Source organism: Bradyrhizobium glycinis (assembly GCF_016031655.1).
GTDB lineage: Bacteria > Pseudomonadota > Alphaproteobacteria > Rhizobiales > Xanthobacteraceae > Bradyrhizobium > Bradyrhizobium glycinis.
Window position 1 is genome coordinate 34,332 of the sequence record NZ_JACCHQ010000021.1, and the last position, 18,550, is coordinate 52,881.

An 18,550-nucleotide genomic window follows, 5' to 3' on the forward strand; every position below is an offset into this window, starting at 1 on the left:
TGAAGCATCCCCTTGAGTCGCAGCGGGTACGACTTGCGCTTCTAGCAAGCAGCTCGAATAGCTGCTTACATACACCAATCGTATCCCAGCTGTTTGGTTCACGACAGGTCCGGAACCAACCGCTGACAGTGGACCAGTATCGACGGCACAAGAAGCTCCCCGTTCTTTGCTAGATCAGCTGATGTGCGGGGCGGCATGCCGATTGCTTTAGACTTGAACGACGGTCACGGGCGCTGAGCCTATCGAAAGATGGGCGGGTGAGCTGTCGCACGTATGGAGTGCTGCGTGGAGAGGCAGTTCGAACACCGGATCTCAAACGCGGCTTTTCGCTAGGAGGATGTTTCATCTCTCGAAGCCTCACGACGCTGGGGTTTCATGATCGCACCGCTCCAGCGGTGACACTGGACAAGCTAAGAGCCTCCTGAATGCAAAAAAGTCAAATCGACCTTGCAGCCATCATCGACCTCGACCCGGTCGGGATCGACCTATTTCGCGGCTACAGTCCGAACGCAAGCGAGCAACGGGTATTCGGCGGCCTAATGATCGGACAAGCGATGCTTGCAGCGTGTCGCACAGTCAAAGCCCGATTGCCGCATTCACTACATTGCTATTTCATCCACACCGGCGATCCTCGGGTACCCTTGATCTACAAGGTCGAGCGCCTACGCGACGGTAAAAGTTATTCGACCCGGCGCGTCACGGCGATGCAGGGCGGTAGCACAATCGTTTCGGCCATGGTCTCGTTTCATAAGGGTGAGGAAGGCGCGTTCGAACACCAGGAAAACAAGCCGGAGGTGCCAGGGCCGGAGCATTTCGCAGCCGAAGAGTTGTCGAAGCGCTCACTATATCCGGATCTACCGGAAATTGTTCACCGCTACTATGAACCTGATCGTCCGGTCGAGCTTCGTCCCGTCGATATCGGCCGGTATGTTGGCCAGAAGATCGAGGACGGAAGAGTTCATATGTGGATGAAGGCCTCGACAAAGCTGCCCGATGATCCGGCGCTGCACATTTGCGCACTGGCCTATGCCTCGGATTTGTCGCTGCTGGATGCCGTGATGGCACGCTATGGGCGTACGCTGTTCGATGAACGCATTTTGTCCGGAAGTCTTGACCACGCAATGTGGTTTCATCGTCCTTTCCGTGCCGATGATTGGCTGCTCTATGCCAAGGAATCGCCAAGCGCGCAGAGCGGACGTGGCCTCGCTCGTGGGCTGATCTTTACGCGCGACGGCACGCTGGTGGCTTCGGTCGCCCAGGAGGGCTCGGTCCGCGAGCGACGCTGAGCTTGCGCAGTGCGGGGAAAGCCTGGCTTGAGCGAGCGAGTGAGAAGTGGCCCGTCCATGCTGCTTGCCAGCGTGCCTTCGCGCGAACAAAGGAGTGGCTCAACGACCATTTGATGCCTGGAAAATCACATCCTCGATACTCAGGCGACTGTCGATACGGTCTTCCCGACGCTCCGGATCTTTCATTCTGCGATGAAGTCTGTGGTGTTAGGACCTTATTCCATCCATAAACACATTCGCGGTGCCGTTGGCCAATCCATATCGGCAGGGCAATGCCTGACCATGCGCCTGAGCATTGCACCATCGTACGGAGGCCCGGTACAAACCGTAGTGTTCATCGGCCAACTCAGGCCGCGCACTGGCTCGGTTGAAGTGCTCACAACGCTTTTCGGTTTGAAGACGTCGTAAACAAGACTGACCTTCGCTACCTTGTCGTCATTGGTCCAAGTGATTGGCTGGGACATGATCCTCGCTAGGCTGACTGTCGCCCGAATGCTTAGCTCGTCAGCTCTGAAACTACTAAACCCGGCAGTTGTTACGTCGGTCTCGGGGCGCTTCAGTGTTTGCTGCGGAGGGCTGTGGCCGCCGGGCACGAATCAGACCGGGGTCTATCCAAGCGCAGAGTTTTGAGAAGGGCGCCCGAGAGAGGAAAAGGCGAAGGCGCAGTATGGCCCAAGATGGAGATTTCTATGCTCACAGCGACAGGTTCGGAAATCCCTTGGGCGGGACCTCCATTCCCAAAGTCGGAGTACGATTATCGACAGCAGAAGGTGCTTGAAGCGGTAGCGCGCGCCGAACTTGATGCAATTGTGGTTACCGCTATCGGCCACCTCAGATATCTCACTGGCTATCATGGATTTGGCGGGTACTTCGCTCCGTTCCCGTTGATTCTAGTACCGGGATATGCCCCGGTTCTCGTTGTAAGAGAGTACGATGCCGAGGCTGTCCGCGCCGAAGGATGCGTCGATGAGGTCGTGTGTTATAGACACCCTCGCGATGTTGCCAAGACCTGTGCTGAGGTTCTTCGCCAGCATCGGCTGCAGGATCGGAGAGTGGGGTTCGAACTCGGATGTTGGAATCTGGCGCCCGCCGATGTGCGTGCAGTGCAAGGACTGTGTCCAGGCATGAAAGTCGCCGACGGCTCCAATTTGGTTGCGTCAGTCGCGGCAGTCAAAAGCGCGCTTGAGCTCGATGTGATGCGTCAAGCAATGGCGATAACTGATCTCGCAGTGCGCGTGTTTCGGAACTCGGTTCGCGAAGGCGTGAGCGAAACAGAAACGTACGAAGCCATAGTTGGAGAAACTAGCAAAGCTGGCGGCGAAATATGGCGATCCGTTACTCTCGTGTTCGGTGATCGGACGAAGATGCCGCACGGTGTCCCGACCCCACACGCACTCCGAAACAATGAACCCGCCATGATTGAGATCGGCGGCGTCAAGCATGGCTATGCCGCAGGGCTGGTCCGCAGCGCGGTGCTTGGTCGGCATCGTGAGGCCGAATCGTTGCACGCTCTTTCGGTTGAAGCGCTCGAAGCTGCCATTGGCGCGATTAAGCCTGGGGTAAGCGCGACGACCGTGGACGCCGCCGCGCGGAAGGTGATTGAGCAATCTGGACGCCCGCGCGCCTTTCGCCATCGTACCGGGTACCAAAGTGGCATCCACTGGACAGAACGAGGGAACCTCAGCCTGGAGCCTGCCGCAGAGGAAATTTTACAGGCGGGAATGACCTTTCATCTTCCCATCATTCTGTTTGGCGAAACCGGTCATCTGTTTGGCTGCAGCGAGCATGTGGTCGTCACAGACTCTGGCGCGGAAGTGCTCAGCCGTACAGATCACAACCTATTTCATGCTGTGGGCTCCACATGAATGGCATCGAAGCATTTCAATATTTGCTGGCGGAGGTAACTGCTTGGCGCCACCATCTTCATGAGAATCCCGAGCTGGAATATCGTCTTTACAACACTGCTAGATTTGTAGCCGAGAAGCTCGGTTCTTTCGGCGTTGATCATATTGAAACGGGGATAGCTGAAACTGGTATCGTCGCCTTAATTGACGGCAAATGTGGAAACGGGCCGAAAATCGCATTGCGCGCGGATATGGACGCGCTGCCGATACGAGAACAGTCCGAGAAGCTCTGGTCCTCGAAAGTACCGGGAAAGATGCATGCCTGTGGGCATGATGGTCACATGGCCATGCTATTAGGCGCCGCGAAATACCTTGCGACGACTCGGCGTTTCAAGGGATCGGTCGCCTTGATCTTCCAGCCCGCTGAAGAGAGCGGAGTGGGCGGCCAAAGGATGGTCCAGGCAGGAATCATGGATCGTTTTTCAATATCCAAGGTGTTCGGCCTGCACAATGTGCCGGGAATCGAAGTCGGCAAGTTCGGCATCTGCCCAGGTCCGATCATGGCCGCTCTCGACGAGTTCGACCTCATCGTGAAGGGGAGGGGCGGCCATGCCGCCAAGCCTCATGAGGCCATTGATCCGGTAGTCATCGCCGCGCAGATCATCGTCGGCCTGCAAACTCTGGTTTCTCGGAATACAAACCCGATGGAGGCGCTCGTGATATCCGTCACCAAACTCAATGCGGCTCAGGCCTACAACGTCATTCCGGATCAGGTCGAGCTGGCGGGTAGTATTCGAACGCTTGTGCCCGGCTTGCGCGACTTCGCAAAAGGGCAGATATTTGCGGCTGCGCGAGGGATAGCGCGGGGATTTGGCGCAGATGTCAAATTTGAGTACTGCAGGTCCGCGCCGGTCACGATCAATCATCCGGAAGAAACTAATCTGGCGGTCAAAGCAGCACGCAATCTGGTTGGACCCGCTTGCGTCGATGAGAAGATAAGCCCGCGGATGGGCTCGGAAGATTTCGCCTACATGCTTGAAGCAAGGCCAGGCGCAATCATCTTTCTTGGCAACGGATCGACAGCTGGCTTGCACCACCCGGCGTATGACTTCAACGACGACGCGCTGCCTTATGGCATCGGCTATTGGGTGAACGTCGTCGAGACGGTGCTGGCTCCGTGAACTCTCCACCGTCCTGCGCTGTCGCCTGGAGTCTCAAATGAGATCAACGACCGTGCTCTCTCTCCAGATCTTGAACCCGCCGGGTGTGTGGCGATGCAGCGCTCGACCGGGTCTGCATCGTAGCTGCCTGCCGGCTGTTCGAGCAAGCAGGTTCTGAGCCTGCTTGCGCCACACCTTCTCTGTCGCGACAGGCGGTGGCGGGCATCCGCGGATGGCGTTTCAACCTCGCGCAACTGGAGGGCCCAACGAGGCGCGGCCGGTGCTCGCGGCGATGCTTGTTGACTTCTCAAGCGGCACTTACCGGATGCCGACCGAACGTAGTCGATTATGCTGAGTGCTGAACTTCGATGGCGGTATGAAACGGTAGAGCGTTAGATTCGACAGCATCTAACCCCCGTTTTTTAGAAGCGATCTTTAGTTAGCTCGCTGAACAGGAAGATGGGAGCGGGTGTTACCAGCAGACCGATGGATTGGAATGAAACGTGACATAACACGTTTCGTCGGGGTCTACGTGTCTCCCGGACGTTCAAGATCTATTATGTCGCGTAATCGGGGCTGATGCGGTCGAGGCGGCGCTTGAGAGCCGTCCAGGGCCGAAGGTTCCTATTGTAACCCTCTCGTTGGAACTGCTCCGCCGTATGAGCGGCCACTCTGTCCGACGGCAGGACGATTTTGTGTCCACCTTGGATAGCCGCGACCTGGACCCGGCACGATTGCTCCAAAAGGTACATGTTGAGGAAGGCTTCGGACACGGTACGGCCAAGTGTAAGCAAGCCGTGGTGTCTTAGGATCATGACGTCTTTGTCCCCAAGATCGCGCACGAGACGCTCGCGCTCGTTGAGATCGAGCGCAACGCCTTCATAATTGTGATAAGAAATGCCACCGTAGAAGCACATCGATTTTTGGTTTAATGGCAGCAGTCCTTGTTCTTGAGCCGCAACGGCCATTCCTGCCAAGGTGTGCGTGTGAATTACGCAATGAGCATCCTGACGAGCCATGTGTACGGCGGAATGAATTGTGAAGCCTGCGTTGTTTACTTTAGCCTCGTTCTCTTTCTGAAGCGCATGCCCATCCGGGTCGACAACGACGAGACTGGAGGCCGTGATTTCGTCAAACATCATGCCGTAGGGGTTGAGCAGGAAACGATGCGCCTTCCCAGGTAGGCGCGCTGACAGGTGCGTGGAGATAAGGTCGTCCATGCCAAAGTGAGCGATCAGACGATAAGCGGCAGCCAAATCGCAGCGGATGTCCCATTCATCCGAGGCATCGCTTGACATGGTCTCTCCTCCTCAAAGCTAGCAAAGGAATCTCGAACTATAATAGCGACGGCGAAAAACAGGTTTTCACCGGTGAATGCCAATCCCTCGTGGATATTCCGCTCGTGGCGAACGAATTCGCAGCTTTCGCGCGCTCTCACGGACATCTTTCCGGTCCTCTAGGCGGGCCCCTTTGCTGCGCTTTGCTTGAGGCGCAAGATAGTTGTCCAAAGCCTGCAGGCGTTTCACGCCTCACAGCCGCCAGCACTGTACCGTGAACTCTTGAGAAGCGAGATACCGGGCATTGTGTCTCGCAGCTGATTGCGTCCCCTAGATGCCGTCATGACCGAGCTCGGCGAATGCCACGCTCGAGCCGCGCAACTGAATCTTAGCCATAAAAGTTTGTTGCAGAGGCCGCTCGGGACGGTACAGGCGCCTTCGTCTGCACATTCTCCCTCAGCCAAACATAACTGCCGGATTACAGTTGTATCCGTGCGTCTGTGCAGCACATCGGCCGACTTTGTTTGTGCCGGCGGCGCTACCGGTGTCTCCGATAAGCGTTCCATGAGCGCGAATATTGTGCGCGCATTCTTCAAGACTACGGGAGACGGTTAATGTTGGAGGAACCAGGCAGACGGAGGCTTTCACGAGTTAAAGCCCGCGCGAAGCGCCACGTGCTTAGCGAACAATATCAACTCGTCGATGCCATCGTCAGTCGGCAGAGGTCTGTGATGCTGTAAACTGGGAGCTTCGTGATTCGGCGGACCGCCGGAGCAACAATCGGAAACGCCGCGCATTCGAACAAAATTATGGCGATCTCCGGATGGGCTGAGCGGAGACGCGCGATGCACGCGGCAACATCTGCCTCGATCGCGGGGACGTCGAGCGGCGGCGCCGGGCGCTTGAGCTCGTCATGCCAAAACTTGCCCCCTTCGATGCCGCCGATCACGACTCTGGCCCGCTCCGCCCGATCATCGATCCCGAGCAGATCTTCGCTGCAACAGGTCGAATCATAGGTCAGGACGGCGATCTTGGCGCGCTCCGGCAATTGACGAAGCAATGTGGGTAACAACAGCAGGCTTGACATCACGACCGGCACTGTGACCGAAGCCGCCACCGCCGCTTGATGCCGAATAGAAAAGCCGCAGGTCGAACTTATCGCGACGGCCCCTCGTTCGACCAGGCGCTTGGCGGCGGCTATGAAGGCGGGCTCAAGCGCCGCATCGCCGCGTACGACGTTCTCAACCCAAGCTCCCGCGACCGTTTCCGAGATGGTTTGAAAATCGAACGTCGCCGGATTCAGCATTGAGCCGGACGCCGGGGCAGGCGGTATAGCACCGGGGGTGAGCCCGCGCTCGAGATGCAGGATACCAAGGGAGCGGGGGGTTAGGTACGAGGTCATCCAACAACCATAGCCTATTTTTAGGTGGAATTATTTGCAATTCCGGCTGGCGGTCGCCGAAATTCTGCTTTCCATTAGCAGAAGAGTGGAGTTTTGGTAATTAAGCCTACCAAGAAAGAGGGCGACAATCCTGGCCTGACCGGCGCAAGCGCTGGACCCAAAGGCGCAAGGCTCATTCTTCGATTCCTATCGGTCGAAAGATCATTTTCGAATGAGCGCATAACCGCTTGCTCTCGATGAAAGTGATCTATGGGCACCTTTGACAGCGATGAGCGTCGTCGAGTCGAGCTCAGATAAAGCACATTTCGTGGAGATGAAGCAGAATTTCGGCGGCAAATGGCCGCACATCGGCGATCCTCAGCTCGGAGGAATCGTATCATCAAAAATTAAGCAAAGCGGAACCCACCGGCGGGTCAGTCACCGTGGATTGGTTGGCTTTATACGAAGCTCCCGTTTGGGTTGTCTAGAGCAATCCTGACCGGTTTTGAGGACTCGCGCTGAAGGGATGAAACGGATGTTGCGCGCTGCTTGGCCTGAAGTGACAGGCAATCTTGCGTCCACACGGCAAAGTGCTGTCGTGTTCCTTGATGGTGTCGATCAGGAAAGCGACGTTGCAAGCAGGAGAAACTGTGCTGCAAAATGGACAAGTATCGGAGACGCTCATTGCCTCTTTGCCAATCTTAGCGTCGAAAGAGGTAATCATGATGAAGCGGCCCATGCCTGGCTTTGCGCGCTTACTGCATTTGAAGTTGCCAGGCGACTATCCGATGAAGACGATCCGCAAAGGGTGGACGTTGTGGCCAAGCTGGAGGCCAGCGTCGGGGGCTTCGGATCCTTAGATCAGAGGGTGGAGCGTGTCGAAATCACACTCTATGATCACGGCGAGTTGTCTGCCTACTACGTGCCCGCCAGTACTTCCAGTTCGTGCGTCCCCGCAATTGTTTGCATCAGCCGGGAAGAAGAAACGGCAGAGATCCTGCTTGGTAGACTCTTGCCCCTTATAACTGGTCGAAACATGGCGGTTCTCGTCGTTTCTTACGATGATGTCTCAAGTCATTGGCTTCGACCGTCAGAAATATTGCTTTCTTGTTGCTTGGATCATTTGTCGACCCTGCCGGAGATTGATGCGTCTCGAATGGCAATCTACGGAGAAGGCCTTTCAGCCGCGCTCGCGACCAATTTTGCTGCGGCTGACCGCCGCGTGTATGCTGCGATTTGCGACGGGGGGCTTTGGAGCTGGACCCGGACGCGGTCGTCTATTGAATGGATGACTAGGATTGCCGAGACTCCGAACGCGGAACTGTCCACGACGCAACGATCGCGTTTGGCGAGGAAGTTAAGATGTCCCATTCTCGTCGTTGCTGGCGAGCGCAGTATTTTCAACGCGTCTGAGGCAATCAAACTAGAGGCTGATTGCGCCTCGGCGAGCATTGACCTGGAATTGTTAATGCCCCGGACGCCAGAGGGGGCATTCGAGAACTTCATAGCATGCGATGAGGCCGTCTTCGAATGGCTCGAGCGCAAGCTCGATCGCGCTCCAGCTTCATAGCAGCCCGAGGCTCAATTTCTGAGATGCCAATCTGCTGTTCTTGGCAATCGCGTTTAGCCGCTTATTGAGATACGCAAGCGACTCCTCATCCAAGCCATTTAGGATCGTCGAATTGACGGCTTGTCTTTTGTCCGACAGCTTAGCAATTTCTGTCCGCACCTTTGGGGTCAACGAGATCTGCAAGAATCTCGCATCATCAGGCGAGGTTGCGCGGATTAAAAATTCCAGCTGTTCAAGTTTCTTCGTCTGAGTCGTGATGAATGCGGGGTGAAACCCCAGTTTATTGGCGACTGCAATGCCGGAAACACCGCTGCCGTGGTCGAGTTCATCGATCGCCATCAGCATCAGCCATTGAGGTTCGCTTATACCGATTAATTCAGCCCAACTTTTATCGATTTCTTCCAGTTGAGCGCGAATCTCGACGATGTTCCAGATCAGGTCCCTTACAGCCCTGTCAAATTGCTCTTGTGTGGCCATCTTCATTCTTTTTTGCCAGTTTTGATTGTCCGCGGCGGCGAGCGGGAGCGGAGTCCGCTGCATCCTATTCAATCTCAGGAAGACTGAAATAGCCCACCGAGATCTTGCCCACCATCTAATTTATCAATTGACTAATGCAATTGACGGGTGATATCAATACCGCGCTCGCTAGAAGTCCTGCTCAACGAAATCTCCAAGTAAGCCCTCGGGATGCCCCCCAAGGGCTTTATTTTTTGCAAATCCTTCTTTTTGCAAGATCTTGAGCGGCTGGCTGTTGCCAATCAGCAACGATGCTTCACAAACAGATAATTCCAACCATTAATTGATTGTAGCAATTGATGATCGAAAGTATGTCTCCTTAGGACAGCGAGGGGGTCCTCGAAGTCGTTCCGTCAAGCGGTCCGCCTGGGGTGGAGCTGGCAGCGGATCTTTGAAGGACGGAAACGCGGTTTCCAACTTGGAGGTTCATCGATGAAAGTGATGAAGGGTATTATTCTTGGATCAGCGGCAATGTTCGTGGGGGCTGGCGCGCAGGCCGCCGATCTCCCCGTCAAGGCCAAAGCGATCGAATACGTAAAGGTCTGCTCACTGTATGGCGCGGGCTTCTACTACATCCCCGGCACCGACACTTGCATCAAGCTTGGCGGCTATCTTCGTGCCGATGCGGTCTTGGGAAGCAGCTCTGACTTCGACTTTCCCAGCAGCGGCGCGCCGGGCGCTCAGAACCGCCTGAGCAACTACTACGAGACATTGGCGCGCCAAGCTTTGAGAATCGATACGCGCACTGCGACCGAGTGGGGCGTGGTCCGGACCTACTATGAGGGTGTGTTCACCTGGAGAACCGGTACCTATTCTGGTGCGGGCACGACCGGTGTGAATGGCGCAACAACCTATACCACGTCACCTGCTGCCCAGGTCGCTGGTGGTTCGCTCGGTGTCTACTATGCCTTCATCCAATTCGCTGGGTTCACGGTCGGTAAAGCGGAGTCGCAATTCAGGACGCCTTGGGCCCAATACCCTGCGAATAACCTCGAGCTGCCGGGAAGTGGCTGGGATCCGGTTAACCAGTTCACCTATACCGCTGATTTCGGTCAAGGAATTACAGCCTCGTTCTCGGCCCAGGATCAGGTCCAAAATTACACAACCAATATCTGGAACGTGAGCGGGGCGACAGCCGCGGGCCTGGCTAGCGGTGCGTACGGTGCGAACGACATTGGAGGCTCGCGAGCGCCAGACCTCGTCGCGATGGTTCGTGTCGATCAGGCCTGGGGTCTTTTCCAGGCCTCGGTCGCCGCGCATGACAATCATGCTGCCTACTACGGTGCTGCTGAATCGACCGGCCATCCGGGCGACAAATGGGGCTGGGCTGGTCAGCTGGCATTGTCGATTAAGAATCTCCCCACCGGTCCAGGTGACACGATCAACTTGACCGGCGTGTATGCAAACGGTGCCAGCCGTTACGTCTTCCAGGACTATATGTCGACCAGCTTCGCGATGTATGGCGGCGCGGGCGCGGCGGGCGCTTACCAGAGTCTAGGAGTTGCGGGTGTGTCTGACTCCGTGTTCGTCACCGGAGCCGGCCAAGAGTTGACCACGACCTATGGCTTCAACGGTGGCTACACCCACAATTGGGATCCATACTGGAACACCTCTCTCTTCGGCGCGTGGGCTGCTGTCAGGTACAACAACACGGCCAAGGGGTACATCTGCGGTGCGTTCGTCACAAACCTTGCATTGTCGACCGGTGCTGCTGGCTGCAACCCCGACTTTAACTATGCGGTAGTTGGTACGAAGACGTCCTGGACTCCGATCAAAAATCTGACATTCACCGGCGAACTCGCGTACCTCATGCTCGACCAGAAGTATGCGGGAGGAAGCACGGTGACCCTGCCGTTGCAGTCAGGTATCGCAAAGCCCGCAGCTGTGTATGAGCTGAAGGATCAGAACAGCCTTGTGCTGCTGCTCCGCGCTCAACGCAATTTCTAAGCAGTTTCTATGGCGAAAGGAGTACCGAACAAGGCTCTATAACCTCCAAGAAGGCCTCCGGCATGCCCGCCGGGGGCCTTTCTCGTGCACGAGCTGAACTCGGTGGCTTTGACCAGATTTCATCCGGGCGAGCTGCACAGAATAAACCTATTCGGTTTTATTTGAGCACTATCATCAGGTCCTACACGCAGAATTTAGGCGGATACTCCTGTTATTTAGAGGAATTCGCCTTTCCTGGATTCTCTATATTCTCGCGATCAGGTTCTTTGGCCCCTTTGGAAGGATATGCACGGCGGGCGTGCCATAACGAGCGAAGTCGTATTGCGCTTTGCAGGTGAAATGGCGCTGTCGTCCTAAACGTGTGGGCTCACCTCAGACAACTTTAGAAGCCAGGAACGAAGGAGCTAAGACAATGACCGTCGCTAAAGGACCTCAGGTGTTTCCGCGCGCAGAGTACATGCGAAGGCTTGCCGCGGTAAAAGCAGAAATGGTCAAGCGCGGCATCGAAACTCTAGTGGTCACCTTTGATCGCAGTATCAATTATCTGACCGGCTACACCGCGCGATCAGCCTACGTCCCGCAGGCTCTTGTGGTTTCCGTCCAGGAAGAGGAGCCATCGCTCATTTTGCGCCTCATGGATGTGCCAGCCGGAATCCATCTGACGTTTCTCGAACGGAACAAGATAATTGGATATCCCGAATCGCTCGTTGGCAACCCCGAGAAGGATGGGTACGACGCTGTCATCGATTTCCTTCAAGAAGCCAACCTTGCCAACCACGGGGTTGGACTGGAAATGGGACAGCTTCCAGCGCGAGCGGCGGAAAACTTCAAGAAACGACTGCCGGCTGCGAGGTTCGTTGACTGTACACACGTCGTCACTTGGATCAGGGTCATCAAGTCCGACCTTGAAATAGCTTTGATGAAAGAAGCTGCCGCGATTGCCGATGCGGGTATGTTGCGTGCGGCCGAAGTCATTCGCCCCGGTGTACATGAAGCGGACGCGGTCGCCGAGATTCTGTCGACCCTGGCGCGCGGCGCCAATGGTAAGCACGGGACCGGAATCGCGAATATCTTCATGTGCTCCTCACCACGCACGGGGACAAGCCACATCATCTGGAGCGACGACATCTTCCGCCAAGGTTCACAAATCAATCTTGAGCTCGGCGGCGTGCGCCACACTTATACAGCAGCAGTCATGCGCACCTTCTCGATTGGCAGGCCTTCCGACCGTCTGCGGCGCATTCATGAGGCCGAGGTCGAGGGCCTAGAGGCCGCGCTGGAAAAAGTCCGACCCGGAGCAACCTGCAGCGACGTCGCCGAAGCATTTAATCGCACGATCGGGAAGTTCGGTTTTCAGAAAGAATCCCGCTGTGGCTATGGCATCGGCATTGATTGGAACGAGGCGGTCACTAGCCTTAAAGAAGGAGATATGACCGTTCTTAAACCTAACATGACTTTCCATCTGATGCTGGGCAACTGGATCGATGAGGATTTCGGCTATGTTCTCAGCGAGACATTCCGCGTCACGGAGTCCGGAGCTGACGTGTTGACCCGGGTGCCGCGTCAGATTTTCGAGATTTAACCCGGCTGCGGGCTCTTCCGGTGAAGAGCCCGCCGCGCTGAAGTTGGCAACGTCCCCCGGGACGTTGCCAGTATACTCGCGGGATGCTCGCAGCTCAGGGCTCCCTGTCTCGCGGCGCTCGCTCTGCTTCTGCGTCGGTGTATTTGCAAGATGGGCTGATGCATCTGATCCTGCCTCCGGTTTATGAGGGCAGTGCCTCAGTGGATTCAGTGTCGCCTTCTGTTAATCACCCCACCGGCACGGTTGCGGTCTGTGCCGGTTTTCGTGCTGCGCAAGCTGATCGTACCAAGCGCGACACGCCGAACTGGTCGCCTGACTGCTGATCCCTCCTAGCCTACCGCGGCCTGGCCTCACCAAGTCAGGGCGAACAGGGGCAATGTTCCGACGTTCGCCAACTTCCTGAAGAATTTCGGCATCTTCGCCCCCATCTTCGCAGCTATCCCGCTATAGTACTCGACTAAATTCTATCTCTGAAGCGGAGAAAAAAAGAGATGGGAGCGGCGATGCGAGTTCCGTCGACGGCGCAAATCAACCGTGAACAGCTAGCATCGGTGCAAGGTCAGATCGCCTTTGCTCGCCGCTCGCCGGGCGAGAAGGCTCCAGCAATTGTCGTGCCGGGCTCCGATGGGCCCCTGGTAAGCTATGACGTGACAATACGCGATGCGCGTCCGATTGTGGACGAACTTTCTCTCGACAGCGAAGGCTTCACTCTCATTCAGCACAAGATCTCCTGCGCGAACGAGCGTGATCCGGAGGTCATGCGCGACAGGTATCTTGAAGAGATGGTCCCGTTCATCAAGGACTACTTCAAGGCCTCATGGGTTGTACCCAAGCGGGATGCCGTTATCATTCGCTCTGTTGGCGCAAGCTCTGTTCCGCCGGCGGAGAAGGGGAGCGGTCTGGTCAGGCCGTATGTGGCCAGCTTTGCGCATATTGACTATGCGCCGATCGCCGGCCCGGTGATGGCCGCGCGGGAAGACCAACTCCAGGGCATTCCGATCCGGGCCTATTCTCGATTGATGATCATCCAAGCCTGGCATGCACTTTCCGAGCCGCCGCAGGATTTTCCTTTGGCGTTCTGCGATGGCAACTCGGTTGTCGACACGGACCTGGTCGATACCGTCTACGAGAAATACGACGTCAAGCACAAGACATGGCTGGTCCACTACAGCCCAGTTCACCGCTGGTATTACTTCCCGGACATGACGTCGGCGGAGTTCGCTTTGTTTAAGGGGTATGATTCCGAAGACGATCACAATCCGAGGTCCGCTCATGCGGCGTTCGACAATCGTCGCGCTTACCCAGATGCGAAACCCCGCAGGAGTGTCGAGGCGCGCTTCTTCGTGTACTACGACTGAATCAGAGAGGGTGAGATCATTCGCAAGTCATAGGAAGGCTTGCGCAGTTCGGGCGAACGGGAGACGTTCCTTAGATGAGCACAGTTCTGATTACGGGCGCAAATCGGGGCATCGGACTTGCGCTTGCGCAGCAGTACGCGACTGAGGGTGCCGAGGTTCTTGGCTGCTGCCGTCATCCAGCAAAAGCTGATGAGCTCAAAGCCCTCGCCGCGTCCTCTAGCGGTCGCGTTCGGATTATTGCACTGGATGTCGCTGACGAATCCTCGATCGCGTCCCTTAAGCGTACCCTGGGCGATCAACCAATCGACATTCTCATCAACAATGCCGGAATCAGCGGTCTATCGGCCGACTGGATCGAGGCCGAAGGTTACATGACCACGATGCGGGTCAACGCCCTGGCCCCCATGTTGATCGCGCAGACCCTCTACGACAATTTGAGACACAGCACGCAGAAGAAGCTGGTGGCAATCACCAGCATTATGGGCTCGACGAGCAGCGCTGCAGGCGGCAAGTATGCTTATCGAGCCTCGAAGGCGGCGCTCAACAATGGCATGCGTGGCTTGTCGCGTGCCTGGGCTCGAGATGGGATCCTGGTGGCGCTGCTAAATCCAGGTTATGTACAAACAGAGATGGTCAAGGGACAAGTTGCTTTCATATCGGCTGACGAGTGCGCGAGCGGCCTTATCGCTCGGATCGCGGAGCTCACGCCAGCCACCAGCGGCGTCTTTCAGGACTACCGCGGCGTGAAGATTCGCTGGTGAATGTTTCACGTCAGCTTGATGGATTGATGCCAAGCCGGCCGCCTGGCTCTGAACTTGGCGTCCGTGTCCGTGTCGCACTGGCGGCGGGCGCAGTTTCTCGTTCGTTTGCGCCCACAGAACGCAATCTGGGGGCACTGCTTCATGTCTGTGAAGGATCGTTGACGGCCTGCTGATTAACGCCAGCGATATTCTGTGGTCGGGCGCTGCTAGCTCCCGATCGATCAAGACGCGCCAGCATTTCGATCATCGGGATGCTGATAGAGTCACCCGCGTTGCTACACGCGGTTCACATTCCGCGAATAAGTGAAATCGAACGACCTTTGAGCTTATCCGGATAGACGCCAACGCAACCGCTTCTTTTCTCAAAACGGACCTGCAGAAAGTACCCGCGTGACAGAGCATTGCTATTGGCGCTTATCGGTCGCCTTGCATCGCGCCATCAACAATCAATGCTTTGCGGAGGTCGAGTTCTGCTTGACGAAAATGTTGAGTGGGCGCTCTACGGGCTCGTTCACATGTTTTCCGTTTCTCGGCAGCCGGCAGGACAAGCATGCTGTGCTGGAAGTTATCCGCAACATCGCGGCATTGTTCAGGTGCAGCGTTTCGAACGCGAGATGACCATACTTGGCTTGGATTCTGCGGCCTCCATTTTACGCAGCTCGCTTCTCTCGCGCGATTCCAAGACGACAGTTGCGTTACGCCTCGGCCAGTTCGCGCAGTTCCAGGCCGCCCGGCTCATCAAGATGCGCGCGCTCGTCGACACCTGATCTCGTCGAACAAGCCCTTGGCCGCTCAATTCATCTTCCAAACATGAGTAGCTGTGTCGTGAGAACGCGCGAGAAGCGGACGTCTCCGCAGACCGGGTCACAGCAAACGGCAAAGCCGCGGTTCGCGCGACTTAGCGGTCAACTCGCCAGCCTTCTTGCACGGCAGCATCTAGTTGCCAGCATCCGACTTCAGGCGCCTCTTTCAGCAGCGGAGGCTGCTAGCTCATTCGAACCGATCCAGGTAAAAATGATGATTTCTGTATGGAAACTTCAGGATCGAGTCCCGCCGTAGCTACAGCGTCAGGCCGCCATCGATGACGATCGTCTGCCCCGTGATCATGGGCGCTGCGAAGCCAAGATAGACGATCGTTTCGGCGATGTCCTCAGGAACGCATCTGCGCCGCAAGGGAGTTCGCTCGATCGAGCTTTGCCGCTGCGCTTCCGTCCACTCGATCTGCCAGGTGCTGTCAACTGCGCCCGGCGCCACCGCGTTAATCCGGATCTCCGGTGCGAGACCTTGCGCAAGATGACGCGTGATCGCAATGATACCAGCCTTGCTTGCCGCATAGGCCAAACTAGACCCTCTCGACGTCAGGGCTGACACTGAGGCCAAACTTACGATCGCGCCTCTCGATTGCCGCAACGAGGGGGCAGCCGCGCGCGTGCATCGGAAGAGCCCGATGAGGTTCGTATCCAATACTGCCGACCACAGCTCGTCAGTGATAAGGTCGAGATCGGAGGACGAAATGGACTTCCGTGCTCCCGGCGTCCCGGCATTGTTAACGAGAAGGTCGAGCCCTCCCATCTTGTCAACGGCAGCGTTTACGAGCTCTGCCTCTTTTCCGTCACCGATAGCGCCCGGTACGCTGAAGACGTCGTAACCGTCCGCGCGAAGCTTGCTCACCTCCTCAGGCCCCCGCGGATCGTCGGGAAGGTGGTTCAGCGCAACACTGCACCCCGACTCTGCCAACCGCGTCAAGGTCGCCAAGCCGATGCCTGAAGCGGCACCGGTCACGAGCGCTCTTTTTCCCGACAGTTCGTAGCGGATCATGGTCTCTCCTTTTTGGCTTCTCTGATGAGCGAGCCGGCACGCGCCAGCGCCCGACGCGAGCGGTGAACGCACATTGACGTGACTTTTTATATCATATAAAATGCTCGCGCAACGCGAGATAGTCCGCCTGGCTAGGTCGCCAGGGAATAGGCACAGTGCCGCTTTGAGCCAGTTTGCATCGTGCCAAACCGACAAAGAGATAGAGTAAGATGAACAAGTCTAAGTTGCCGAACGCTAGCCCCGCCCTCCAACCGTCGCGCCGCATGACTGGGGGGCGCTTCATTGCCGAGACCATCAAGGCGAAGGGTATCTCTCACGTCTTCTTCATGGATGCTGTTCTGCGGCGCGCACTCACCGAGATGGAGGACCTCGGCATCAAAAGAATTCTTGGGCATTCCGAAAAGGGAATCGCGTATATGGCGGATGGCTATGCGCGGGCGCTGCGACGCCCTGCCGTTTGCATGGCGCAGTCAGTGGGAGCTGCCAATCTTGCCGCGGCTCTCCAGGAATCGTGGTTTGCGTACGCGCCTGTCGTCGCGTTGACGGGGCGCCACGCGGCCAACTACCAGTACCGAAACGCGTATCAGGAGCTTCCGCACGAGCCGCTTTACGCCGCCGTCACGAAGTTCAGAGGTCGAGTCGATGAGGTGGCGCAATTGCCTCATCTCCTTCGTCAAGCATTCAGAGAAGCGACAACCGGTGCCTCGCGCCCTGTCCATCTCGACATCGCCGGCTATACGGGCGACATCGTTGGCGCCGCCGAATTCACAGCTAGCATCTTTCCCGAAGAGACCTTCGCAAAGGTGCCAGCGTTCCGTCCTTCTCCGGATGCGGAATCGGTCAGCCGTGCTGCGGCCGCGATCGCGGCTTCAGAGCGCCCTGTGATCCTTGCGGGCGCCGGCTTGATGATGTCGGGCGCCGAAGACGCCCTTAAGGCATTCGTCGAACGCCACGGAATTCCAGTTGTGATGTCGCTCGATGCAAAACACGCTCTTCCGGAGTTTCATCCGCAAAACGGTGGCGTAGCCGGGACCTACTCGCGGAGCTGTGCAAACAAGATCCTGCATGATGCGGATCTTGTCATGTTCGTCGGCAGCGATACGGGCGACATGATCACGAATCACTGGAAGCTGCCAAGGCCGGAGGCACAAATTGTACAGATCGACATCGATCCGGCGGAGCTTGGCCGCAACTTCCCCGAAGCGATTGGTGTACATGGTGACCCGAAAGCGGCTCTCGATCGCCTTGCCTTGGAACTGCCATCCCGTGCGCGAGCAAGCTGGCAGCGAAAGGTCGATGATTACGTCGCCGAATGGCGCGCGGAAGCGGAGATCGCGCGATCCTCTGAGGCGACGCCGATCAGGCCGGAGCGTCTATGCCGGGAGATCTCGGACTGGCTTCCGAAGAACGCAATGCTGGTGGCCGATACCGGATACGCATCGCACTGGAGCGGCACGCTCGTCTATTTAACCGACCCGGCCCAGGGATATCTGCGAGCCGCCGGGTCGTTGGGCTGGGCTTTTCCTGCTTCACTCGGCGTTCAGTGTGCGGTGCCAGATCGTCCCGTCGTCTGCTTAACCGGCGATGGTGGTTTTATGTATCATCTCCCCGAACTGGAAACGGCTCGGCGGTATGGCCTTAACGTAATCACGATCGTGAACAACAATCATTGCCTTGGACAGGGCAGGAGAAACATCGATATTGCCTACGAAGGAAGGAAGGGTAACAAAGAGGAGATCTTTGCCTATCGAGACACGGATTTCGCGAAAATCGCACGCGATTTCGACTGCTTCGGCGTGCGGGTCGAGAAGCCCGGTGACTTGGCAAAGGCCTTCGATGATGCGCGCCGATCCGGTAAGCCCGCCGTCATCGACGTGGTGACTGAGTTTGAAGCGCTGGCTCCCTTGCCGTGGACCCCGTCCTCCGGAAGCTAAGCCGGTACTCCCTTGGCCAGACATGTCTTAAAGGGGCCGGGCGGCCCCTTTAATCTTTTGTGGCACCCCAACGCCGTGATACACGGACTTGCCTGTGAGGAGCAGCCCTACCAGAA

At 56.9% G+C, this 18,550-nt stretch carries 14 protein-coding genes; 10 read left to right on the forward strand and 4 right to left on the reverse strand.

The genetic code is table 11. The annotated features are described in order from the left end of the window. The first annotated feature begins 425 nt into the window (after positions 1-425). From HZZ16_RS26060 to HZZ16_RS26070, 3 genes are all read left to right on the forward strand, one after another. Positions 426-1,286, forward strand: a complete 861-nt coding sequence (locus HZZ16_RS26060) for an acyl-CoA thioesterase (protein ID WP_197952708.1) — start codon at positions 426-428, stop codon at positions 1,284-1,286. Positions 1,287-1,975: 689 nt separating this feature from the next. Further along, entirely contained in the window at positions 1,976-3,151 is a 1,176-nt protein-coding gene (locus HZZ16_RS37985; RefSeq protein ID WP_283815871.1) for a M24 family metallopeptidase, read from the forward strand. Beyond that, positions 3,148-4,311, forward strand: a complete 1,164-nt coding sequence (locus tag HZZ16_RS26070; RefSeq protein WP_197952710.1) for a M20 aminoacylase family protein — start codon at positions 3,148-3,150, stop codon at positions 4,309-4,311. Before HZZ16_RS37985 ends, HZZ16_RS26070 begins: the two co-directional genes overlap by 4 nt. A gap of 536 nt (positions 4,312-4,847) precedes the next feature. Here the strand turns inward: HZZ16_RS26070 and HZZ16_RS26075 are convergent. Together HZZ16_RS26075 and HZZ16_RS37525 are read right to left on the reverse strand one after the other, a co-directional pair. After that, entirely contained in the window at positions 4,848-5,588 is a 741-nt protein-coding gene (locus HZZ16_RS26075; RefSeq protein ID WP_197952711.1) for a class II aldolase/adducin family protein, read from the reverse strand. A 670-nt stretch (positions 5,589-6,258) separates the two neighbouring features. Next, the gene (locus HZZ16_RS37525) at positions 6,259-6,873 is read right to left on the reverse strand and encodes an aspartate/glutamate racemase family protein (protein WP_311974241.1); all 615 of its coding nucleotides are present in this window, start codon (positions 6,871-6,873) and stop codon (positions 6,259-6,261) included. Positions 6,874-7,483: 610 nt separating this feature from the next. Between HZZ16_RS37525 and HZZ16_RS26085 the strand changes: the two genes are divergently transcribed. After that, entirely contained in the window at positions 7,484-8,518 is a 1,035-nt protein-coding gene (locus HZZ16_RS26085; protein WP_197952712.1) for an alpha/beta hydrolase family protein, read from the forward strand. Here HZZ16_RS26085 and HZZ16_RS26090 read toward each other — a convergent pair. Further along, the gene (locus tag HZZ16_RS26090) at positions 8,513-9,058 is read right to left on the reverse strand and encodes a MarR family winged helix-turn-helix transcriptional regulator (RefSeq protein ID WP_246510438.1); all 546 of its coding nucleotides are present in this window, start codon (positions 9,056-9,058) and stop codon (positions 8,513-8,515) included. The genes HZZ16_RS26085 and HZZ16_RS26090 overlap by 6 nt on opposite strands. Before the next feature lie 408 nt (positions 9,059-9,466). Between HZZ16_RS26090 and HZZ16_RS26095 the strand changes: the two genes are divergently transcribed. The 5 genes from HZZ16_RS26095 (at position 9,467) to HZZ16_RS26115 (ending at position 15,449) form a co-directional block, all read left to right on the forward strand. Continuing rightward, entirely contained in the window at positions 9,467-10,981 is a 1,515-nt protein-coding gene (locus HZZ16_RS26095; RefSeq protein WP_197952713.1) for a porin, read from the forward strand. 412 nt (positions 10,982-11,393) lie between these two features. Then, on the forward strand, positions 11,394-12,563 hold the full coding sequence (locus HZZ16_RS26100; RefSeq protein WP_197952714.1) for a M24 family metallopeptidase: 1,170 nt from the start codon (positions 11,394-11,396) through the stop codon (positions 12,561-12,563). A gap of 491 nt (positions 12,564-13,054) precedes the next feature. Further along, the gene (locus tag HZZ16_RS26105; RefSeq protein WP_246510440.1) at positions 13,055-13,921 is read left to right on the forward strand and encodes a CmcJ/NvfI family oxidoreductase; all 867 of its coding nucleotides are present in this window, start codon (positions 13,055-13,057) and stop codon (positions 13,919-13,921) included. 74 nt (positions 13,922-13,995) lie between these two features. Further along, positions 13,996-14,682, forward strand: coding sequence for an SDR family oxidoreductase (locus HZZ16_RS26110; protein WP_197952715.1), 687 nt, complete (start codon positions 13,996-13,998; stop codon positions 14,680-14,682). Between the two features lie 407 nt (positions 14,683-15,089). Further along, positions 15,090-15,449 carry a hypothetical protein gene (locus HZZ16_RS26115; RefSeq protein ID WP_376707595.1) on the forward strand — a complete coding sequence of 120 codons (360 nt, stop codon included), beginning with the start codon at positions 15,090-15,092 and terminating at the stop codon, positions 15,447-15,449. 292 nt (positions 15,450-15,741) lie between these two features. On the opposite strand, the gene HZZ16_RS26120 is transcribed toward HZZ16_RS26115, so the two are convergent. Continuing rightward, positions 15,742-16,500, reverse strand: coding sequence for an SDR family NAD(P)-dependent oxidoreductase (locus tag HZZ16_RS26120; RefSeq protein ID WP_197952716.1), 759 nt, complete (start codon positions 16,498-16,500; stop codon positions 15,742-15,744). A 209-nt stretch (positions 16,501-16,709) separates the two neighbouring features. Here HZZ16_RS26120 and HZZ16_RS26125 point away from each other — a divergent pair, with 209 nt between their 5' ends. Further along, positions 16,710-18,434, forward strand: coding sequence for a thiamine pyrophosphate-binding protein (locus tag HZZ16_RS26125; RefSeq protein WP_197952717.1), 1,725 nt, complete (start codon positions 16,710-16,712; stop codon positions 18,432-18,434). Positions 18,435-18,550 lie beyond the last annotated feature (116 nt).